General features: G+C 71.2%; 18 protein-coding genes and 1 pseudogene. 11 read left to right on the top strand and 8 right to left on the bottom strand.

Annotated elements, in window-relative coordinates; genetic code table 11:
* Nucleotides 1–32 precede the first annotated feature (32 nt).
* The gene (locus ACFVGY_RS19685) at nucleotides 33–884 is read right to left on the bottom strand and encodes a LysR family transcriptional regulator (protein WP_385678840.1); all 852 of its coding nucleotides are present in this window, start codon (nucleotides 882–884) and stop codon (nucleotides 33–35) included.
* Between the two features lie 95 nt (nucleotides 885–979).
* On the opposite strand from ACFVGY_RS19685, the gene ACFVGY_RS19680 reads away from it, so the two are divergent.
* Nucleotides 980–1,711 (top strand): SDR family oxidoreductase, encoded by a 732-nt coding sequence (locus ACFVGY_RS19680; RefSeq protein ID WP_385678837.1) that lies wholly within the window; start codon nucleotides 980–982, stop codon nucleotides 1,709–1,711.
* A 99-nt stretch (nucleotides 1,712–1,810) separates the two neighbouring features.
* On the opposite strand, the gene ACFVGY_RS19675 is transcribed toward ACFVGY_RS19680, so the two are convergent.
* From ACFVGY_RS19675 to ACFVGY_RS19665, 3 genes are all read right to left on the bottom strand, one after another.
* Nucleotides 1,811–2,476: a hypothetical protein gene (locus ACFVGY_RS19675; RefSeq protein ID WP_385678835.1), complete on the bottom strand. Its 666-nt coding sequence runs from the start codon at nucleotides 2,474–2,476 to the stop codon at nucleotides 1,811–1,813.
* Between the two features lie 558 nt (nucleotides 2,477–3,034).
* Entirely contained in the window at nucleotides 3,035–6,400 is a 3,366-nt protein-coding gene (locus tag ACFVGY_RS19670) for a tetratricopeptide repeat protein (RefSeq protein ID WP_385678832.1), read from the bottom strand.
* 88 nt (nucleotides 6,401–6,488) lie between these two features.
* On the bottom strand, nucleotides 6,489–6,818 hold the full coding sequence (locus ACFVGY_RS19665) for a trypco2 family protein (protein WP_385678829.1): 330 nt from the start codon (nucleotides 6,816–6,818) through the stop codon (nucleotides 6,489–6,491).
* 435 nt (nucleotides 6,819–7,253) lie between these two features.
* Here ACFVGY_RS19665 and ACFVGY_RS19660 point away from each other — a divergent pair, with 435 nt between their 5' ends.
* Nucleotides 7,254–7,784: a hypothetical protein gene (locus ACFVGY_RS19660; protein ID WP_385678826.1), complete on the top strand. Its 531-nt coding sequence runs from the start codon at nucleotides 7,254–7,256 to the stop codon at nucleotides 7,782–7,784.
* Between the two features lie 337 nt (nucleotides 7,785–8,121).
* Here the strand turns inward: ACFVGY_RS19660 and ACFVGY_RS19655 are convergent, their stop codons facing one another.
* From ACFVGY_RS19655 to ACFVGY_RS19645, 3 genes are all read right to left on the bottom strand, one after another.
* A complete protein-coding gene (locus ACFVGY_RS19655) occupies nucleotides 8,122–9,402 on the bottom strand; it encodes a hypothetical protein (RefSeq protein WP_385678823.1) in 1,281 nt (426 codons plus the stop codon).
* Nucleotides 9,403–9,492: 90 nt separating this feature from the next.
* Entirely contained in the window at nucleotides 9,493–10,008 is a 516-nt protein-coding gene (locus tag ACFVGY_RS19650; protein WP_385678820.1) for a SigE family RNA polymerase sigma factor, read from the bottom strand.
* Between the two features lie 55 nt (nucleotides 10,009–10,063).
* The gene (locus ACFVGY_RS19645) at nucleotides 10,064–10,528 is read right to left on the bottom strand and encodes a GNAT family N-acetyltransferase (protein WP_385679079.1); all 465 of its coding nucleotides are present in this window, start codon (nucleotides 10,526–10,528) and stop codon (nucleotides 10,064–10,066) included.
* A gap of 104 nt (nucleotides 10,529–10,632) precedes the next feature.
* On the opposite strand from ACFVGY_RS19645, the pseudogene ACFVGY_RS19640 reads away from it, so the two are divergent.
* Nucleotides 10,633–11,107 (top strand): annotated as a pseudogene (locus ACFVGY_RS19640) (transposase); the annotation flags it as partial.
* 51 nt (nucleotides 11,108–11,158) lie between these two features.
* Entirely contained in the window at nucleotides 11,159–11,653 is a 495-nt protein-coding gene (locus ACFVGY_RS19635) for a hypothetical protein (protein WP_385678817.1), read from the top strand.
* A 129-nt stretch (nucleotides 11,654–11,782) separates the two neighbouring features.
* Here ACFVGY_RS19635 and ACFVGY_RS19630 read toward each other — a convergent pair whose 3' ends face one another.
* Complete coding sequence (locus tag ACFVGY_RS19630; RefSeq protein WP_385678814.1) at nucleotides 11,783–12,463, bottom strand: hypothetical protein; 681 nt, start codon at nucleotides 12,461–12,463, stop codon at nucleotides 11,783–11,785.
* Between the two features lie 399 nt (nucleotides 12,464–12,862).
* Between ACFVGY_RS19630 and ACFVGY_RS19625 the strand changes: the two genes are divergently transcribed.
* The 7 genes from ACFVGY_RS19625 to ACFVGY_RS19595 all read left to right on the top strand — a co-directional run.
* Nucleotides 12,863–13,066 (top strand): hypothetical protein, encoded by a 204-nt coding sequence (locus ACFVGY_RS19625; protein ID WP_385678811.1) that lies wholly within the window; start codon nucleotides 12,863–12,865, stop codon nucleotides 13,064–13,066.
* 349 nt (nucleotides 13,067–13,415) lie between these two features.
* Entirely contained in the window at nucleotides 13,416–13,697 is a 282-nt protein-coding gene (locus ACFVGY_RS19620) for a hypothetical protein (protein ID WP_385678808.1), read from the top strand.
* A gap of 599 nt (nucleotides 13,698–14,296) precedes the next feature.
* Complete coding sequence (locus ACFVGY_RS19615) at nucleotides 14,297–15,034, top strand: cobalt-precorrin-4/precorrin-4 C(11)-methyltransferase (RefSeq protein ID WP_385678805.1); 738 nt, start codon at nucleotides 14,297–14,299, stop codon at nucleotides 15,032–15,034.
* Nucleotides 15,035–15,040: 6 nt separating this feature from the next.
* On the top strand, nucleotides 15,041–16,186 hold the full coding sequence (gene cobA, locus ACFVGY_RS19610; protein ID WP_385678802.1) for a uroporphyrinogen-III C-methyltransferase: 1,146 nt from the start codon (nucleotides 15,041–15,043) through the stop codon (nucleotides 16,184–16,186).
* A gap of 394 nt (nucleotides 16,187–16,580) precedes the next feature.
* Nucleotides 16,581–17,231, top strand: a complete 651-nt coding sequence (locus tag ACFVGY_RS19605; protein WP_385678799.1) for a hypothetical protein — start codon at nucleotides 16,581–16,583, stop codon at nucleotides 17,229–17,231.
* 32 nt (nucleotides 17,232–17,263) lie between these two features.
* A complete protein-coding gene (locus ACFVGY_RS19600) occupies nucleotides 17,264–17,662 on the top strand; it encodes a hypothetical protein (RefSeq protein WP_385678797.1) in 399 nt (132 codons plus the stop codon).
* Between the two features lie 293 nt (nucleotides 17,663–17,955).
* On the top strand, nucleotides 17,956–18,247 hold a 292-nt coding region (locus tag ACFVGY_RS19595), incomplete at its 3' end, for a transposase (RefSeq protein ID WP_385678794.1).

Genomic DNA, 18,247 nt, shown 5'->3' with positions numbered 1-18,247 from the left:
CGATAGGTGGAACCTGGCCAGGCATGTGGGAACTACTGGAGACGTGTCGCAGTCCGGACAAGGTCGGCGACGGCTCTGGACCGGCTGTGCGGTGGCCAGGCGATCACGGTGGTGACTGTCGGCGCGTCCAGCACGGGCACTGCCGCGAGGTCACCGTGCAGTTGGGCTCGGCACGACTCCGGTGAGACCGCGCAGGCACGGCCGAGCGCGACGAGCTGCAACAGCTGCGCGTGGTCGCGGACCTGCGGGCCGGGGCCGGGCGGGTAGGTGCCGTCGGGGTCGGGCCAGCGTGGCAGGGGCAGGCCCGGCAGCTCGGTGATGTCGGCCATGTGCACATGGGCCCGGATGGTGAGCGGATGCCCGGCCGGCAGGACCACAACCTGGCCTTCCGTACTGAGTTCTTCGGTGTCGAACCCGGACGTCGAGTCGAACGGACGGTGCAGTAGCGCCACGTCGGCCCGGCCCGCGCGCAGGAGTCGTTCCTGCTCGGCCGGCCCGCACAGGATGACCTCGACCGGGACCGCCCCGGGTTCGGCGGCGTACGCGTCGAGCAGTTTCGCCAGCAGTTCGCGGGACGCGCTGGCTTTCGTCACAAGGACCAGGCCGGGACGCCCGGTCGCGGAAAGGGCAGCGCGGCGGGTCCGGCGTTCAGCAGCGTCGACCGCGTCGAGGGCCGCGCGGCCCTCGGCCAGCAGCACCGAACCGGCCTCGGTCAGTGCGACAGTGCGGCTGGTCCGATCCAGCAGCACTGCCCCGAGCCGGCGTTCGAGCTGCTGGATCGCCCGTGACAAAGGCGGCTGCGCGATCCCGAGCCGCCGCGCGGCGCGCCCGAAGTGCAACTCCTCAGCGACCGCGACGAAGTAGCGCAGTTCCCGGGTCTCCATACGACCACGCTACCCCGGATCGATACCCGGACGGTATCGTCGCCCACCCGATCGGTCTTGGACCCCAGACGGAGTCCGAGGACAGCATGGTCCCCATGAGTGAACGAACGATTGCGCTGGTCACCGGCGCGAACAAGGGAATCGGCTACGAGATCGCCGCGGGCCTGGGCGCCCTCGGCTGGAGCGTCGGCGTCGGCGCACGCGACGATCAGCGCCGTAAGGCCGCGGTGGAAAGACTGCGCGCGGCCGGCGTCGACGCGTTCGGCGTACCACTGGACGTGACCGACCACACGAGCGTGACCGCCGCCGCACGGCTGATCGAGGAACAGGCGGGGCGTCTCGACGTGCTCGTCAACAACGCCGGCATCGCCGGCGGTATGCCGCAGGAGCCCACCCAGGTCGATCCCGCCACCATCCGGACGGTCGTGGAGACCAACGTGATCGGCGTCATCCGCGTCACCAACGCGATGATGCCGCTGCTGCGCCGCTCTGCTGCACCGCGGATCGTGAACATGTCCAGCAGCGTCGGCTCCCTCACCCGGCAGTCAGGAACCGCCGCCGAGCAGACGGCGGGTCCGGTGGCCGTGGCGTACTCGCCGTCCAAGACGTTCCTGAACGCAGTCACCCTCCAGTACGCCCGGGAGCTGAGCGGCACGAACATCCTGATCAACGCCGGCTGCCCCGGCTACGTCGCGACCGACCTCAACGGCTTCCGCGGCGTGCGCACCCCCGAACAGGGCGCGGCGATCGCCATCGCACTCGCGACCCTGCCCGACGACGGCCCGACCGGCCAGTTCTTCGACGACGCCGGCACAGTGCCCTGGTGATGAGCACGGCGGTCATCACCCACCAGGTGAGGCGGCTTCGCCCGAGTCGGGGACGAACCGTGAAGGACCTGCTAGTACTCCAGCTGTAGATCGTGATCTTCATGGCTGAGAGGCCGCTTGCCCCTGGTAGTGGCAGTCGCGGGAGCGAGCTTGGTGCCGGCGTCGCCACTGTGACCAGCGCAGTCGATGCGCGAGGTGATGAACCGGACTGATCAGTGCCGCGAACAAGTGCTGGATCTCGTTGCCGGTCAAGGGAATCAGGCCGTGAGGGGCCGGGCGGTCACGGCGTTCGGCGCCTGCGGTGACGGTGAGGAAAGCGTGGGCAAGCATCGCGAGGGTGACCCACCGGTGCCATGAGGTCCAGCGGCGGACCTGGTGCTCGTCGAGGCCGGTCAGGCCCTTGCTCGCCTGGAATGTCTCCTCCACCGTCCATCGCCGTCCAGCCACCAGCACCAGGGCCGACAGGGGGACCAAACAGGGCGAGTGGCAGCGGGAGAAGGCGAGTTCGCCTGTTCGGCGGTTGCGGCGGACCAGCAGGCGCCAGTGGCCGAGGCTCCCGACTGGGCCGTGGACGCCGACCTCGGCCCAGTCGTGATACCGCTCGCCCTTCGCGCCGGCGTGGTCGTAGTCGTGGCTCTGGAAGGAGTGAGGCTTCCCGTTGATGTCAGCAAGGCCGACGCGCGGTCCGTCGTACCACTTCAACTCGGCGTACACACGCTCGAAGCCGTCCGCAATCAACTGCCCTTCGTTCCAGGTCTCAGCCACGCGGGCAGGCTGCCGGCGAGCGGCTTCCGCATGCATGATCACGATCTACGGCTGGAGCGTCCTCGACACCAAGGATCTCTCACCCGTGGGCCGACGGCCTCTCCGGCGTCACCTACTGCCGAGACATCGCGGACATCCACGACGCCCTCGTCCGGCGCCGGACACGCGTCGCCGACGAACTGGGCATCGGCGCCGACCCGAACGCCATCGGCCCGCGGCTGCTGACCCCCTCGAAGAGGTCAACGCCGCGATGAAGCAGCTGGCCCGCTACTGGGAGGAGTCCCGCGAGTCCAGCGACCCGAAGACCTCCCCGGCCGTCGACGTGCTCATCGAGATCCTCTGCATGGGCCGCCAGGTCTGCATGCACGTCCTCCTGGTCGCCCGGTCCGCGACTGCCCGCGCCCTCGGCGGCCCGGAGGTCCGCGAGGAGTTCGCCCCCCGTATCCTCGCCCGCTACAGCGTGAACGCATGGCGCATGCTCGCCCCCGAGGTCCACCCGGCGCCGAAGCCCGCGCCCACACCCCCGGCTCGCCGGGATCCCGCACGACGCCCGCCGGATCAGCGCCGCTCGTACAGCGCGAGTTCGGGCAGGAGGCGGAACGCCTCGCGGGCCGCGGCCAGCGCCTCGTCCCACCGGTGCAACCCCTCCAGCCTGCGGGAGAGCGTGTACAGGGCCTTGGCGAGGTCGGGGACGTGGGCGGGCCGGGTGGCGGCCAGGGTGCGGTAGACGGTGACGGCTTCCTCGAGGGCGGCGAGGGCCTCCCCCGGCCGGCCGGACTGCTCCCGCCGTACGGTCACGGCGATCAGGCTGCTCGCCAGGCCTTGCAGGTGGGCGTCCGGGTCGCGGGAGGCGAGGGTGCGGCGGATGCCGAGGGCTTCCTCGAGGGCCGCCAGGGCCTGCTCCGTGCGCCCCACGGCCGCCAGCCGGGTGCCGAGGGTGTGCAGTTGCACCGGCAGGTGGGGCAGGTGGGCCTCGGGGTAGGCGCGCGTCAGGCCGCGGAGGATCCGTACGCACTCCTCGGTGGCGGCGAGAGCCTGCTCGGGCCGATCCAGGGCCGCGTGGAGCGCCGCGACCGTGCTCAGGCTCGCGTTGAGCGCCATCAGGTGGGCGTCGGGATGGATGGCGACCAAGCTCCGGTGAATGGCCAAGGCCTCTTCGGCGGCGGCCAGGGCCTCTTCCTTCCGGCCCGAGTCCTCCAGGGCCCAGGCCAGCCGACCCAGACTCTGGGCCAGCTGGGGCAGGTGGGCGTCGGGACGGGTCCTGGCCATGGCGCGGCTGAGCTGCACCACGCGTTCGGCCATCGACAGGGCCCCCTTCAGCCAGCCCATCTGCGCACCTTTGACCGCCATCTCGCTCAGCGTCGCGACGTGAGCGGGGGAGTACGCAGAGCCTGCACCGGCCATGCCGTCGTGCAGCCGGGCGGCTTCGATGAGCGCCTCCATGGCCTCCTCCTTCCGGCCCAGGTCCCACAGGCGTTCGGAGTGGACGTTCAGGCTCCGGGCGAGCTGGCGGGCCTCGGCGTCCGAACCTGCCCCGGCCTCGCGACGCAGGCGCACCGCCTCCTCGGACGCGGCCAGCGCCGCCTCCTGCCGCCCGAGATCGCCCAGCAGGGCGGCGAGCTTGTTCAGACTCTCGACGAGGTCGGGGGTGCGGCCGCCGCCCAGGCCGCGGGAGAGCGCCACGGCCTCTGTGATCGTGGCCAGGGCCTCCTCACGGCTCCCGAGGTCACGCAGCCGGTCGGCGTACGCGTTCAGGCTCGCGATCAGGGGGACGGCGTCCGCCAGGGAACGGGCGACGGTGACGGCTTCCTCGGCGGGGGCCAGCGCCTCCTCCCGCCGGTCCAGAGCCGCCAGGCGCGAGGAGAGGGAATGCAGGCTCCACACCAGGTCGGGGGTGTGGGGGAGGCCGCGGTGGCGGGCGACCAGGTGCCAGGCCAGGTCGCAGGCCCAGACGGCCAGGCGCTGGCTGCGCGGGACTCGGTCGTCGAGCTGCCTGAGGGTGTCCAGCGGGGTCCGGGGATCCGCGGCGATCTGCTGCAGGCCGGCCACGAGCGGGCCGGGACGTTCCACTTGGGTGGCGGCGGCCATCGCCGTGGGTGCCAGGACGGTGCGGTGCCGGACGCACAGCGCGGTCAGCTGGTCGTCGAGCTGCCCCGCGAAGACGGCGTGCGCGGCCGCGCGGCTGTAGAGGGTCAGCAGCCGGCCCGCCTGCTCTTCGGTGATGCCCGGTACGAGGTCGTGGGCGAGCCCGGGGTGCGCTTCCAGGCGGCGGCCGATCAGACGCTCCGTCAGCCGGTCGGGCTGCAGGCTGCCCCACGGACCCGAATCGGCCGACGGATAGAGGGCGGCGATCCAGGCCAGGACGGCATCGCGGCGGTCGCGCGGCTGGTCGGCCAGCCCGCCGACCTTGCGCAGGACCTCGGCGGCCTGATCGCGGCCGGCGGCCCCCACCAGCAGGGCGGCGGCGAGCGCGGCATCGAGGGTGGCCGTGCTCAGCGCCGGACGCAGACCGCAGGCAGTCGCGCTCTGCTCCCAGTAGCGGCGCTCGTGCAGGAGCAGGCGGTCCTCGACGCCGTCCGCGGGTCCCGCCCCGTCCTCGACCGGACCGGGGTCGGCGGCGTCCAGCAGATCGGCCAGGGCGGTCATGTGCAGGGTCAGCGCGTTGTCCATGCTCGCCCGGTTCACCTCGAGGGAGGGGAGGGCGGCGGCCAGCGCCGGCCAGTCGGGCCCCTGCCGGCCGCGCACCTCGGGCAGCGCGGCCGCGAAGGCCTCCGCCGCCCGCCGGTACGCCTCCGGACGCGCGGCCGCATCGCTCTCCAGCGCCGGCAGCGCGGCCACCGGGGTGCCGTCGAGTAGTTCTTCGGCGGTACGGCTCACTGCCTGCGCGCTGGCCCACCAGTCCCCGGCCGTCCGGGCCAGCAGGAAAACCTTGAACGGCGTGGCACCCCCGTGCTCGGCGGCGGCCTCCAGGATCGCGGCGAGCTGTGCCGCGCGCGTCTCCGCGTAATCGAGCACCACCAGCAGCGGCTTGGCGGCCCGGCCCACCGCCCGTAGTTCTGCCGGAGTGGCACCGGCGCGCGGCCACAGCACCGCCCAGCCGTCCGGAGCCAGGGTGGCGGCGAGCTGGTGGGCCAGCCGGGTCTTCCCCTGCCCGGCCGGGCCGTGCAGCAGCCAGCTGCCGAACCCCTCCTGCCGGCACCAGCGAGCCAACCGGCCCAGCAGTTCCTCGCGGCCGTGGAACGCCACGACTTGCCGGCCCGCCTGCAGCAGCGCCGCCGCCGAGCCCAGACCGCCGGCCGGCGCGACCGGACCGGCCTCGGCCACGTCCTGGAACTCGACCGCTTCGAGCACCATCGCACCGGCGCAGTGCTCGGCCAGCACGGCCCGGAACTCCGCGTCGTGGTGCAGCACGTACGCCGGCACCACCGAGAGCGCGGCATGCCCGGAGCGGCCCGCGTCGGCCGCGACCACCCCGGTCAGCAGGCGGCCGCAGAACATCGCGGCCCCTGACAGCCCGCCCCACGGCGACGACCCGTCGGTCGGCCAGACCGGCGGATATGGGCCGAGGTCCATCACGTGCCGGTTGGCCACGAAGCCACTGCCCGGATTCACCGTCCCCGCCAGCTGCGCGGCCTCCACCGCCGCCCCCGGCCGCTGCACCACGTCCGGTACGCCCCAGGTCGCGCTGGGCTGGCCGGGCTGCTCGGTCACCAGGCGGCCCCAGTGCACCCCCGCGCCCGCCGGTGGCCGCCACCTCGCGTCGTCCACTTCCACCAGGGCCGCATCGTCGCGCCCGCCGGGCGTGCCGCACCACACCACGGCCCCGCCGAACACCGCGTCGCCGCCCGGCCGGAACACCTGCACCAGCGTGCCGCGCCGACCGGCCACGTGTGCCGAGGTCAGCACCAGCCGCGGACCGATCACGTACCCCGATCCCGGCCCGCCCGGTCCTCCGACCGCGACCAGACGATCCCGCCTCATCGCATCCCCCGTTCCGTACGGCGACGCCCGGTCAGTCCTGGATCCGGCCGCTCATGTCGCCGGGACCGGCCGGCCGGTCCGCGCCCCCGCTGACCAGCAGATCGCCGCCGGCGGGACTCCTCGGGGTGAGGGTGAACGACACCCGGTGCGTCCGGCCGCGGGCCACCCCGGCCTCCGCGTCCGCCGTCACGGCCCACACCCGGAAGCCCGCCTTCGCCCGCGCATCGGCGCGCAGCTCGACCTCGAACTCCATCTCCACCGGCCCGACCACGAACGAGATCTCGTGTCCCGCACCGCTCGCCGCGGCCTCCAGCAGCTCGTCCCGCACCGCCGCCACCGCGTCCGCCAACCCGATCTCCACGCATCCCACCCCGTCCCCGTCGACTGCACCTCTGCCAAGGCCGAGCGTAGGGGCACGGCACCGCCCTGCGCAGGCGGTCATGAACAGTTGTCCGAGTCCGGACGGGGGCGCAGGGCGGTTGCCCGCTACGGCAGCGGGGCGAACGGGGCGAGGGACGCGCGGGCGCCGGGCGTGTCCAGGCGTTACGCGACGTTGGTCGCGTAGCAGGCACCCCCCCGCGCACGGCACCGTCCGCTGCGCCCAGGGGCGGGCCCGCCTCATCCGTGCCTCTACGAGCGCCTCGACCGCCTCACCGAAGCCGCCGCACCCAGGCCCGCCAGGGCCCTGTGAACCACCGCGCCTGGAGGCCGACTTCCTGAAGGCGCGGTGCCGGCACCATCCCCGGCCGGACCCGGCCCGGGGCCTCAGCACCACCCGGCACCGAGAGGGATCATCATGAGCACCACAACCACCGAGCTGCGCCGGTTCCTCACCATCACCGGCCAGCGCCTGAAGGCCGGCCGGCCCATGCCCGAGATGTTCTCCCCGGCGGTGGACGCCGCCTGGCACGACATGCACGGCACCACCGACTACAAGGTCCTGTGCCAGGAGACCGCCGGCCAGCCGATCCGCCACGTCGCGAACATCGGCCACGGCCCGATCGCCTGGGTCACCGCCTACGAGGCCGCGTACGGCCCGCTCCCGGACATCTGGTTCACCAACGCCGACGGCACCGTCGACGAGCTGGCCTTGAGCTGGCCTTGGCCCGCTACCGCGAGACCGGCACCGTGGTCGCCGAGTGGGACTGCGGCCCCGCCGGCGGCGACGGCGACGACGCCGCGCCCGACCAGCCGGAGACCGCCCGCCGGTGAACACCTACCCCACCACACCAGCGCCCCGGCCCACCGCCGGGGCGGCTGCGCCTCGTCGAAGCCAGCACCCCCACCCCGACCACCATCGACATCACGGCGTACGTACGACAGATGACCGCCCACTGCCCCTACCTGGCCCCCTCCCTCCAGCAGGGCCTCACGGCCTGGACGGTCTACCAAGCAGGCGGAGGGCGAGCCCGCTGCGATGGAGGCGGGGCTGTTCCACGCGGGCGTCCAGGCCGCGGAGTGGCTGCGCCCTCTGCTGAACCGGCCGCACGGCGGCCTGCGGGCCGAGATGGTGCTCTTCCAGCACGACGACGTGATCGTGCACTGCCCGGCCGAGGAGGCCGAGGCCGTTGCCGAGGCGGTCCGCGCCGTCGGGGACCGGGCCGGGCGGATCACCTTCGGCGACACCCCGGTCCGTTCCCGTTCACCACGGCCGTCGTGGAGTGCTACGCCGACGCGAAGGAGTCCAGCTCATGCCACATGGGGTCGGTGGCGATGTGCTGCAGCAGCTCCAGCGTCAGCGCGGGCGTCTCACGGGTGGCCGTGCCGCTCTGGTCAGCGGCGTTGTAGGCGGTCACCGTCACCCGCAGCCCGTTCCCGTACCGGGTGTCCACGGTCCACGGGACCACCCCGCTGCCCTTCTCCGCAGGCCCCTGTGTGACCTTGGTACGGATGCGGTCGTTCGGCGAAGGGACGTTGCCCTCGAAGTCCGGAGCGCCGGTCTCCTTGACGACGACGAGCCGGACCAGGGACTTACCCTTGCCGTCGTCGACCACGACGTGGCCGGACCCTGACTCCCCGCCCTTGGAGATGACCGGGACCTTCATCTTGGTCACCATTTTCTCCAGCTGCTCCACGGCCTTCAGATCCCGCAGCGCGTTCGGATTCGCGGGCGTCCAGCCCCGCGGTTGCTGCGCGGCCGCGGGCAGGTCGTTCAGCGCCGGGTGCCACTTGTCCGAGATGACCACGGCCCTCAACTGGGCGGGGCTCAGTGGAGGGTTGGGGCGAGAGGCCTTCATGGTCTCCATCGGCAGAGCATTCTTTTCGGACAGCTCGACGAGGAACCCCTGCGGGGTCACGAGTGCGGCCCGCCATTCCTTGATGTCTATGCCGGGGTTTTGGGCCGCGTAGCCCTGCTGGATCAGCAGCCTGGAGCCGTCGGCCAGCTGCTCCGTTGTGCAGTCGTCGTCCGGCCGCGTGGCTTTCTTCGTACACATGGTCGTGGTGTTGGCCATGCTGCCGTTCGGGTCCATCCGGCTTAGGACGAGCCTGATCGCCGCTCCACCCTGGCCGTCGTCGTACACGCCGCTGACCCCCGCGCCGCCGCCGCCGGTACCGGTCGCATGCTCTACGGACAGAGCCCCTTCCGGCAGCAGCCCCTTGAGCACCTCGACCAACTGTGAGGAGGAGACCGCGCCGGTACCGCGGGGCGGCTGCGGCGGCGGCTCCGGGGTGCCGTCCCCGCCCCCTCCCGACGGTCCGCCCGACGGTGTCGGCGGCGTCGCGACCTCGACCCGGTCCGTTCCGCCCAGCAGGCCCCCCGCGTAGGCGCCGGCCGCGCCGATCAGTGCCAGGGACAGCACCGATCCGCCGATCAGGGCGGCCCGGCGGCGGGCGACGAGCCGCCGTCCGCGCCGCTCACCGGCTTCCACGAGGGCGTGCCGGTCGGCCGTGAAACCGTCCCCCGCACGCCGGAGGGCTTCACCGAGCTCGTCTTCAAAGGACATGGGGAACCAAACCTTCCGTTCTCAGGAGTGTGCAGAGGACCGAACCGGCCCGACGCCGCCCACCGCGGGCGAACCGGACCGTCTCCGTTTTCAGAGGCCCGCGAACTCGCCGATGCTGCCGCCCAGTTGCTCCCTGAGGCGGCCGAGCGCTCTCGAGGCCCGGGTGCGGACCGCCGCCGAGCTGGTATTCATCGCGTTGGCGGTCTCCTCGATGCTGCGGTCCTCCCAGTACCGCAGCACGAGCACCGCCCGATCCTTGGGCGCGAGCCGCCCCAGCGCCTCCAGCAGCGTCACCCGCAGCGCCGGATCGCCGGAACCGGTGGCCACCGCACCTGAATCGGGGAACTCCCCGACCGGGCGCTCGCCCGCCGACCGCCGGCGCTGGTGGGTCAGGAAGGCCCGGACCAACACCGTCTGCGCGTACGCCGCCGGATTGTCGATGCGGGAGCTCCGCCCCCAGAGCAGGTACATCCGCCCCAGGGTCTCCTGCACCAGATCTTCCGCGAGATGGGTGTCCCCGCTGGCCAGCAGGCAGGCCGACCGGTACAGGTGCCCCGATCTGCCTTCCGCGAACTCACGGAACCCGTCTCTGCGACCCTGCCGCATCTACTCCCCCTCGCGTCGTCTCACCCCATCGACGCGATGACGGCCCGGAAATGTTTCACCCGAGTTCGTGGAAGTAGACATGGAACCCCTCGCGTACGAAGCCCTCCGCCTCGTACAGCCCCTGCGCGACCTTGTTGTCGTAGGCGGTCTCCAGCTGCACCCCGGTCACCCCGGCCTCCCGCGCCCGGCGCAGCACCTCGCGCAGCAGCGCCCGGCCGGCGCCGGTACGTCGGCCTTCCGGGGCCACGTACAGGTCGTTGAGCACCCAGGCGGTGTCCATGCTGAGCGAGGAGAACGCCCGGTACACCTGGGCGAATCCGACCGTCCCGACGCCCGGTGCGTCGGCGAGCAGGACCAGCGACTCGTCCTTCGCGATCCGCTCGGCGAGGAAGGCGCGCGGCCGGTCCGGATCGGTCACCTCCACCTCGTAGAAGTCGAGGTACCCCCGGAACAACTCCGCCGCGGCGTCTACATCCGCCTGACCCGCGACCCGCAACTCGATCCCCGGATTCTGCTGCACGTCCATCCCCTTCGTCCGTCCCTGCGCGCCGGACTCATTGTGCGCACAGGAACGGCGCTTCCACTTCTGCCTCGGCAGGTCGTGGAACAGGTCGTGGACCGGCCTGTGAGGCGGTCGATGACCTGGCGCAGGCGACCGAGGATGCCTTCCCATCGCACCCGGACGCGGCGATCATGCTGAGCTTCCCCGGGATCGGTCCCCAGGTCGGTGCCCGCATTCTGGGCGAGATCGGCGACGACACCACCCGGTTCGCCACGGCCGGGGGCTGAAGGCGTACGCCGGCTCGGCCCCGATCACCCGGGCCTCCGGCAAACGCCACTACGCTGGACGCCGGTTGCATCGCCAAGAACAACCGCCTCAACCACGTCGGCCACCTATGGGCCTTCGCCTCCCTCAGCGGTTCAAGCGGCGCGGACGCCCACTACCGGCGCCGCCGGGCGGGCGGAGATTGGCACATGCAAGCCCTGCGACACCCTGTTCAACCGCATGATCGGCCAACTCCACCACTGCCTTCAGACACGAGTTCCTTTCGACGAGTCCATTGCCTTCCCCACCGCTTGTGCTGGACAGGCGGACTGAGGAGGGGAACTCGGTCGTGACGGGTGCTGTTGGTGGGATACAACAGTCGGTGTGACGGTCTTCTACTGTGCCAAGTGCGGTGCCGAACTTACCCCGGACCTGCAGAAGCACCAGGGCATCCCGGATATTTCGCTGCACGACAAAGACCGGCACAGTACGACGCGGCTCGCGCCTTCGACGGTCCCGCGAGGCAGCTACGCCATCGATCCCGAACCCTGGGGCGCTCCCTTCGTGGCACCAGGCACCCAGGCAGCACGCGCACTTGTGAGCAGGGCTCTGCTCATGCCGCCCGGCATGACCGACATGGTGCCCGCCGGCCCCCGGAACTCCGTCATTGTGCACCCGGAGGACGTGCCGAGCCTGCAACTGGCCAGCTCTCTGGGCATTCACCACGGTTGCTGCGGACCTCTCGGATCGGGAGGCCCCAACATGACGTGCGTGTGCGGGGCGGCCGTGGGAACTCTTGCCGCGGACTGTATGGGTCCGCACGAGCTACATCTGAATCCGCTGCGGACCTACGCCTTCACGCCCGACGCACCCCCGTGATCACGAACCACGTGACGCCTCCAGACCGGTCTCCCCTCGGGCGCCTTGACTCCTTAGCTGCATGAGGTGTCTTTCCCACGCGATAGCCGAGGGGAAGAGGTGCCGTCCATCAGGGCCGGGCCGCGGAGCTCAGGCCGGCTGCGCCCGGAGTCCGGCGAGGGGAGGGCGCCGGCCCTTGCCGACCGTGCGCAGCTGCGCCCAGTCGACCTCGGGGTGTGCCCCGGGCAGGTCGTCGACGTGCCCGGCGGCGAAGCGCGGGACGTCGACGGCGCCGGCCTTGCTCGCGCCGAACTGGACGCGGCCCCAGGAGACCGGAGCGATCCAGCCCAGGCGGCGCATCCACTCGAAATCGACCCGGCGTACGCCGAGCCGGGCCGCGGCCTGCTCCGGCCCGAGCGGGGCCTCACAGTCCAGCAGCTCGGCCAGGCCCTCCCGTGCGACGACCTGGTCGACCTGATCGGGGTTGAGGGAGCTGTACCGGCGGTGGCCGCTGAGGTCGGTCAGCAGGCCGAGCGCGATCAGCCGCTCCACCGCGTAGGACGACACCGCAGGCGGCTGGCCGGGCTCGTTCGGCCTGCCCAGCGCTGCCGCGATCCGGTTCGCCACCTCGTACGGCGAGATCGCCTCGCGCGGCATCGCAGCCCGCACGGCGCCCGCGTCCATCGCCTCCACTACCTGCCGCGACCACGCGAAGCCGCTCACGTCCGGATCCGGGACCATGCCCACGTGCTGCGCCCAGCGCAGCACCGCGACCGTCGTGTGCAGCCGCTTCGCGGTCTGGGCCGCGTCGTACTCGGTTCGCTGAGCCATGGGATTCCTCGCTCTCACTCGTTGGCTTTGCACCTTGGCGACAGAACATGACAGACCACCCGAAAACGTGTCAATACCTCCTGAAATCAGGTGAGTTGGGCCGACACGACTAGGACCGCGCCCACGTACGCGAGGGCAGATTCACTCTTTCGGCGGGCTGGATGCTGTCCTCCGCGGGCCGAGGCCCGCCCAAGGGTGGGGGCGGGAGAGTCCGGCCGTCGGGTGGGGGTACCGCTGTGATCGTCCGGCTCCTGGGTGGCCCCGCTTGCCGGTCGCGTGCTGGAGACCAGCGACGCCCCGTGGACCGGAAGCTGGCTCACCGCCGATGAGGCCGACTGCGGCCTGCACGTTCCCGTGCACTGAGGGCCGGCGTCCGCGCGGAGGGGTACATGTACCGGTATGGCTCGTGAACGGATCCGATGGCCCCTCGTCGTGGAACGGGCACGGCAGATCGTGGACGGGTACGCGCTGCTCAAGGTGACCTTGAGGCAGGTCATGTACCGCCTCGCAGCCGAGGGCGTGCTGCCGCACACGCCGCCGATGTACCGGCGGCTGTCCGCGCAGCTGGCACAGGCCGGCGGGAGGGCCGCTTCCCCGACCTGATCGACACCGTCCGCGAAGTCCACGTCCCGCCGGCCTGGCCGGACGCGGACGAGTTCGTCGCCGCGATGCCCACCTGGTTCCGCCTGGACCGCACCACGGGCGAAGCAGGCCCTGTACGTCGCGGCGGAGAAAGACACCCTCCGACAGCAACTGACCGGCTGGCTCGAGTTCGCGGGCATCCCCGTGCTCGTGGTCCGCGGCTTCAGCTCCCAGTCCTACGCCGACGTCGTCCGCGACCGCGTCGCCCATGAGCAACGCGAAGCCCACCTTGCCGTGGTCGGCGACTTCGACTGCTCCGGCGAGGACATCGAACGGGACTGGGTGGAACGCACGGTGCTGCTGGAGCTCGGTGACCCGGGTGCTGCTCACCTACGAACAGGTACGCGCGTACGGGCTCCCGGCGACCGAGGGCAAACACGGCGACCCGAGGTGGCCGGCCTTCGCATCGAGCGCCCGGTGCAGTGGGAGGTGGAGGCACTGGAGCCGGACGAACTCCAGCGCCTGGTTCTCGCCGCCGTCGCCCCCGTATATCGACCGCGACGTCCTCGCGCAGCAGATCGCCCGCGAGGAACAGCAGCGCGGAGCCCTGGCCGACTTCCTCGGTGGCTGGGGCGCGGAGGGCAGGACGTAGCCCCGCTGCCTGCAGGCGGGTGCCCTGGGCTGTGCAACGTGGTCGAGCGCAGCCGTGTGTTGCGGGCTTGACCTGGCGCAACGCGTGCAACGCCCCGTTGCGCGAGAGCGTTGCACCGCCGTGTTGCACCCCCTCCCGAACCCCTGCTGCCCTGGTAGCGGAGCGCGGTCTGGTGACTGCTTGTGGGCGCTGTGTGTCGGCGAGAATGCCGGGTCGGCGAAACGGTTCACTACAGTGCCGCCGAGAGGAACCTGCTCATGAGTACCCCCACCCAACGTCCTGCAGTCGCGACCTGGGCCCCGTCACAGTCGGGACCGTGCGTGCGCTGGTGTGTTGACTGAACCTTCTCGAACCCGGCCCTTCACTCCGTAGTGACCGACCGCGGACCTGTGCCAGTCAGGCCCGGGAGGAGGAAGGTGCCCGCTGCTGGGCGGGCTCGGGCCGGTCGCTGCGATTCCTGATCTTCCGGGCCGTTGGTCCCTCACCGCCCTGGAACCGCCTGCGGTACGTCCGGGAATCGACGTCACCGAAGACGAACAGGCGTCGTTCTCCTCGTGTCCGCCGTGGTGGCGGGCGATTGGAAGGAGGAGCGCACTCGTATGACCGTGTATTTCGTCGGCGCCGGGCCTGGGGCGGCGGATCTGATCACAGTCCGGGGCCGAGAACTCCTCGGTCGCTGCGGTCTGTGTCTCTACCCGGGGAGCATGACCCCCACCGATCTGCTCGCCTTCTGCCCGCCGGACGCGAACCTCATCGATGCGTCGAATCTGCCGCTCGGCGAAGCCGTCGCACGGATCGTCGCGGCGCATCGCCGGGGCCTGGACGTCGTGCGCCTGTGCTCTGGAGATCCGTCGCTGTACAGCACGGTCGCCGAGCAGATGCGCCTGCTGGACAAGCAGGACGTGCCGCACGCGGTGGTGCCGGGCGTATCCGCCTTCGCCGCGTCCGCCGCCGTTCTGGGCCGGGAGCTGACCGTCCCCGGCGTGGGCCAGAGTCTGGTCATCACGCGGGCTCGGTCGAGGCCGGGCTCGATGCCCCCAGGGGAGACACTGACGAACTTCGCGCGGACCGGGACGACGCTCGCGATCTATCTGGTGATCAACCATCTGGAACAGGTCGTCGAGGAGCTGGTCCCGTACTACGGCGAGGACTGCCCGGCAGCGGTGGTCGCGCAGGCGAGTCAGCGCGGTCAGCAGGTCGTGCGCTCGACGCTCGCGCGCATCGCTCACGACGTGCGGGCCGCTGGGGCGGAGCGCATCGCGACGCTCCTCGTCGGCCGGACCCTCGAGGCCGAGGGATTCCCGGACAGCTTCCTGCACTCTGATACGAATGGATGAAGGCGCTTGATTCCCACAGCTCGTATTCCCGTTCCCGAGGCGCGACCGTTGTCGACCGAGCTTGATCTGGCGGGACGCCGAGTGGTCGTGTTCGGAGGGGAGCCCACGGCGCTGCGGCCCCTCGCGCGCCTTAGCCGTACCGGTGCGGACATCACCGTCGTGGCGCCTGCCCTGTGCCCTGCCATCGGGGCCATGGCCCAGGCGGGCCGCATCCGGTGGCACGAGCGGTCATGGCAGCCCGCGGACCTGGACGACGTCTGGTTCGCGGTCGCCTGCACCCCAGACCACAACGAGGAAATCGCCCGGGTCGCCGAGCAGAAGCGGGTGTTCTGCACCCTCGTGAACAGGCAAGCCGCGGCGGACGACGCCCGGCCGGATCATCCGGGTCCGGGCGTGGCCCTGATCGGCGCCGGACCAGGAGATCCGGACCTGATCACCGTGCGCGGCCGCGATCTGCTCAGAGCCGCCGACGTGGTCATGGTCGACCGGCTGGCGCCGCTGGAGCTGCTGGCCGACCTGCGGCCGGAGGTCGAGATCATCGACGCGGCCAAACTGCCCTACAGCCGGACTATGGCCCAGGAGCACATCAACGAGGTCATGGTGGACCGGGCACTGGCGGGACGGTTCGTGGTCCGGCTCAAGGGCGGAGACCCGTACCTGTTCGGGTGCGGCTTCGAGGAAGTGTCCGCCTGCGCCAAGGCAGATGTGCCGGTGACCGTGGTGCCGGGCGTGAGCAGCGCGCTGGCGGCACCGGCGCTGGCCGGGATTCCGGTGACCCACCGGGGCATGGCCCAGGAAGTGACCATCGTGTCCGGGCACGTACCCCCTGATCACGCCGCAGGCCTCGTCGACTGGTCTGCTCTCGGCCGGCTCAAGGGCACGCTGGTGATCCTCATGGGCGTCACTCACGTGGCCAAGAGCAGCGAGCTGCTGATGCGAGCCGGCCGGGACGCGGCCACACCGGTACTCGTCGTCCAGGACGCAGCCACCCGCTTCCAGCGCATTCTGCGGTCCACACTGGCCAACCTCGCCCAGGACTGCGCTGTCCACAGCGTCGCACCGCCCGCTGTGTTCGTCATCGGCCCGACAGCAGGGCTGGAGGTACCTCAGGCACCTGCCGCGGCCGAAGCCCCGCACGGGCTCGTGCCCTGAGGGAAGCTGTGCGGGTCGGCCACCCTCACCCGGTGGCCGACCGCACTGGTGCGCGCACTCCTGCCCACGATCCCGGCTCCGGACAGCCAGCGCACCTCGGTGCCGCCTTGAGCGCCTACCGATTGACTGGGCTGACCACAGGTGGGCTTGGTGCAGAGAAGTCATAGAACATGTTGTCGATATGGGGTTGGCGGGAACCCCCTCTGCCAGGAGTGCCGTGCCCGGCTCCTGGAGTCACAGCAGAAGCCAACCCACCCTGGAGCCTGACGTCGCGGGGCCTTCTGGCCGCATCGGGCGCGCTGGACCGTGCCCGGCGGGTGACGCTGGGACCAGGCACGGAGCGGCGGTGAAGGAGGCCAACCCCCGAGTGTTTCTGACCCCTCCCTTTGAGCCGATGCTCGCCCAGGCTGCCGAGTCTGTCCCCGGTCCCGGCGTCCTGGCGGGCGGCCTGGCCCTGGAGCAGAAGTTCGACGGCCACCGCGCCATCCTCTTCACCCCGGTCGGCCCGGACGGCAGGGTGCTGCTCCAGACCCGGCGTGGCTCCCTGGTCCAGGACCGCTTCCCCGACCTGGTCGCCGCCGCCCAGCAGCTGCCCGACGGCCTGGTCCTCGACGGCGAACTCGTCGTCTGGGACACCGCTGTCGGACGCCTGTCCTTCGAAGCGCTCCAGCGCCGGGCCGCCGCCCGCGGCCGCACCGCCGCCGCACTGGCCGCGAAGACCCCGGCCTTCTTCATCGCCTTCGACGTCCTTCAGCAGGACGGCACCGAACTCCTTACCCGGCCCTATCACGAGCGCCGGCGAATCCTCGAGGACCTCTTCGGCACCCACCAGCTGAGCGCGCCGTGGACGCTGTGCCCGATGACCACCGACCTCGCCAAGGCGAGGGAGTGGCTGGAGACGTGGACCGACGTCTCCGGGGTGGAGGGGATCTTGCAGCCAGGGTTTGGTATTGACCGATTGACCACTACGTTGCCGGTCTGCCGCTCTACCTGTCACGAACGCCTCCGTCTCAGAGCCCTGCGCAGGTCACGCCGAATCCTGTAGCAACGCCTGCGCTCGATCTCTACAGTCACCGCATGGCCACCGAGGACGAGAACCCACGTCACCCCGACATCACTGCGATGCTCAAAGGCCAGACCAGTGCCTGCAAGGCAGCGCGCGACGCCATCGCCGGCGGCGGCGAGGTCATGCTCTACGACGGCCAGGCCCCGCACTGGATGGTCTTTGGCATCGCTGCGACAAGGCTGAGGAGGTCGTTGAAGATCGGCCTGACAACCCTCGGCCTTGACGAGACCGTTGAGATCCTCCGCACTCGGCACCGCGACGAGCAACTGCGCACCGGCAACATCGTTGCAGCAGACCGATCTTGGTTCTTCACCCTGTACTTCGACGCCACCGGGACCGAGCTCCTGGCGTGCAGCGGCGTCAAGAACGAGCGTCCCTCACGGAGGGGCGGTCAGAAGCTCCAGCTGTAGAGGCCGCCACCCGTATTCACCGCAGACGCTGCGAGGCGGGCAACGCCTTGCAGGACTGCCAGCAGGTCATCGTCGGTCATGTCGTCTCCGTCCTCGGATCGGAGGCGCGTAGTCCAGCGGCCTGCGAGTTCTTCGAGTTCGGCGGAGCTCGCGCTGGCCAGTGCTCGGGTCAGTCGCTTCGGCAGAGCGAACACCTCAACGCCATCGTTCAAGGGGGCGGTGACCCACTTCGGCCACGCCCACCCTAGTGTGATGCGCCGGAAATCTCAGGGCTAAGTCTGTAGCCTGTTTTTATGCCCCCGGGTCCTCGTGCTGTTGAAGTCCGCCTGTCTGATGAAGAGCGTGCAGAGTTGTCCCGCTGGGCCGGTGGGACGGTGGCGCCGCGGTTCGCCGAGCGTGCTCGCATCGTGCTGGCCTGCGAGGGTGGGGTGCCGAACGCGAGAGTCGCCGTGGAAGTCGGTGTGACCGCGACGACGGTGCGGAAGTGGCATGGGAAGTTCGCGGCGGAGGGCATCTCGGGGCTTGAGGACGGGATGCGCATCGGCCGGCCGAAGGCCGATCTCGTTCTGAGCGAGGCCGAACGGG

It is taken from the genome of Streptomyces sp. NPDC127106 (genome assembly GCF_042677605.1).
Lineage (GTDB): Bacteria > Actinomycetota > Actinomycetes > Streptomycetales > Streptomycetaceae > Streptomyces.
Note: the sequence above shows the minus strand (reverse complement) of the source record. Positions and strands in the feature narration are given on the sequence as shown.

Excerpts from the sequence above, each read along its gene's own strand:
- ACFVGY_RS19685 (WP_385678840.1), bottom strand. The coding sequence starts at position 884 with ATGGAGACCCGGGAACTGCGCTACTTCGTCGCGGTCGCTGAGGAGTTG.
- ACFVGY_RS19680 (WP_385678837.1), top strand. The coding sequence starts at position 980 with ATGAGTGAACGAACGATTGCGCTGGTCACCGGCGCGAACAAGGGAATC.
- ACFVGY_RS19660 (WP_385678826.1), top strand. The coding sequence starts at position 7,254 with ATGAGCACCACAACCACCGAGCTGCGCCGGTTCCTCACCATCACCGGC.
- ACFVGY_RS19655 (WP_385678823.1), bottom strand. The coding sequence starts at position 9,402 with ATGTCCTTTGAAGACGAGCTCGGTGAAGCCCTCCGGCGTGCGGGGGAC.
- ACFVGY_RS19650 (WP_385678820.1), bottom strand. The coding sequence starts at position 10,008 with ATGCGGCAGGGTCGCAGAGACGGGTTCCGTGAGTTCGCGGAAGGCAGA.
- ACFVGY_RS19630 (WP_385678814.1), bottom strand. The coding sequence starts at position 12,463 with ATGGCTCAGCGAACCGAGTACGACGCGGCCCAGACCGCGAAGCGGCTG.
- ACFVGY_RS19625 (WP_385678811.1), top strand. The coding sequence starts at position 12,863 with ATGGCTCGTGAACGGATCCGATGGCCCCTCGTCGTGGAACGGGCACGG.
- ACFVGY_RS19615 (WP_385678805.1), top strand. The coding sequence starts at position 14,297 with ATGACCGTGTATTTCGTCGGCGCCGGGCCTGGGGCGGCGGATCTGATC.
- ACFVGY_RS19605 (WP_385678799.1), top strand. The coding sequence starts at position 16,581 with ATGCTCGCCCAGGCTGCCGAGTCTGTCCCCGGTCCCGGCGTCCTGGCG.
- ACFVGY_RS19600 (WP_385678797.1), top strand. The coding sequence starts at position 17,264 with ATGGCCACCGAGGACGAGAACCCACGTCACCCCGACATCACTGCGATG.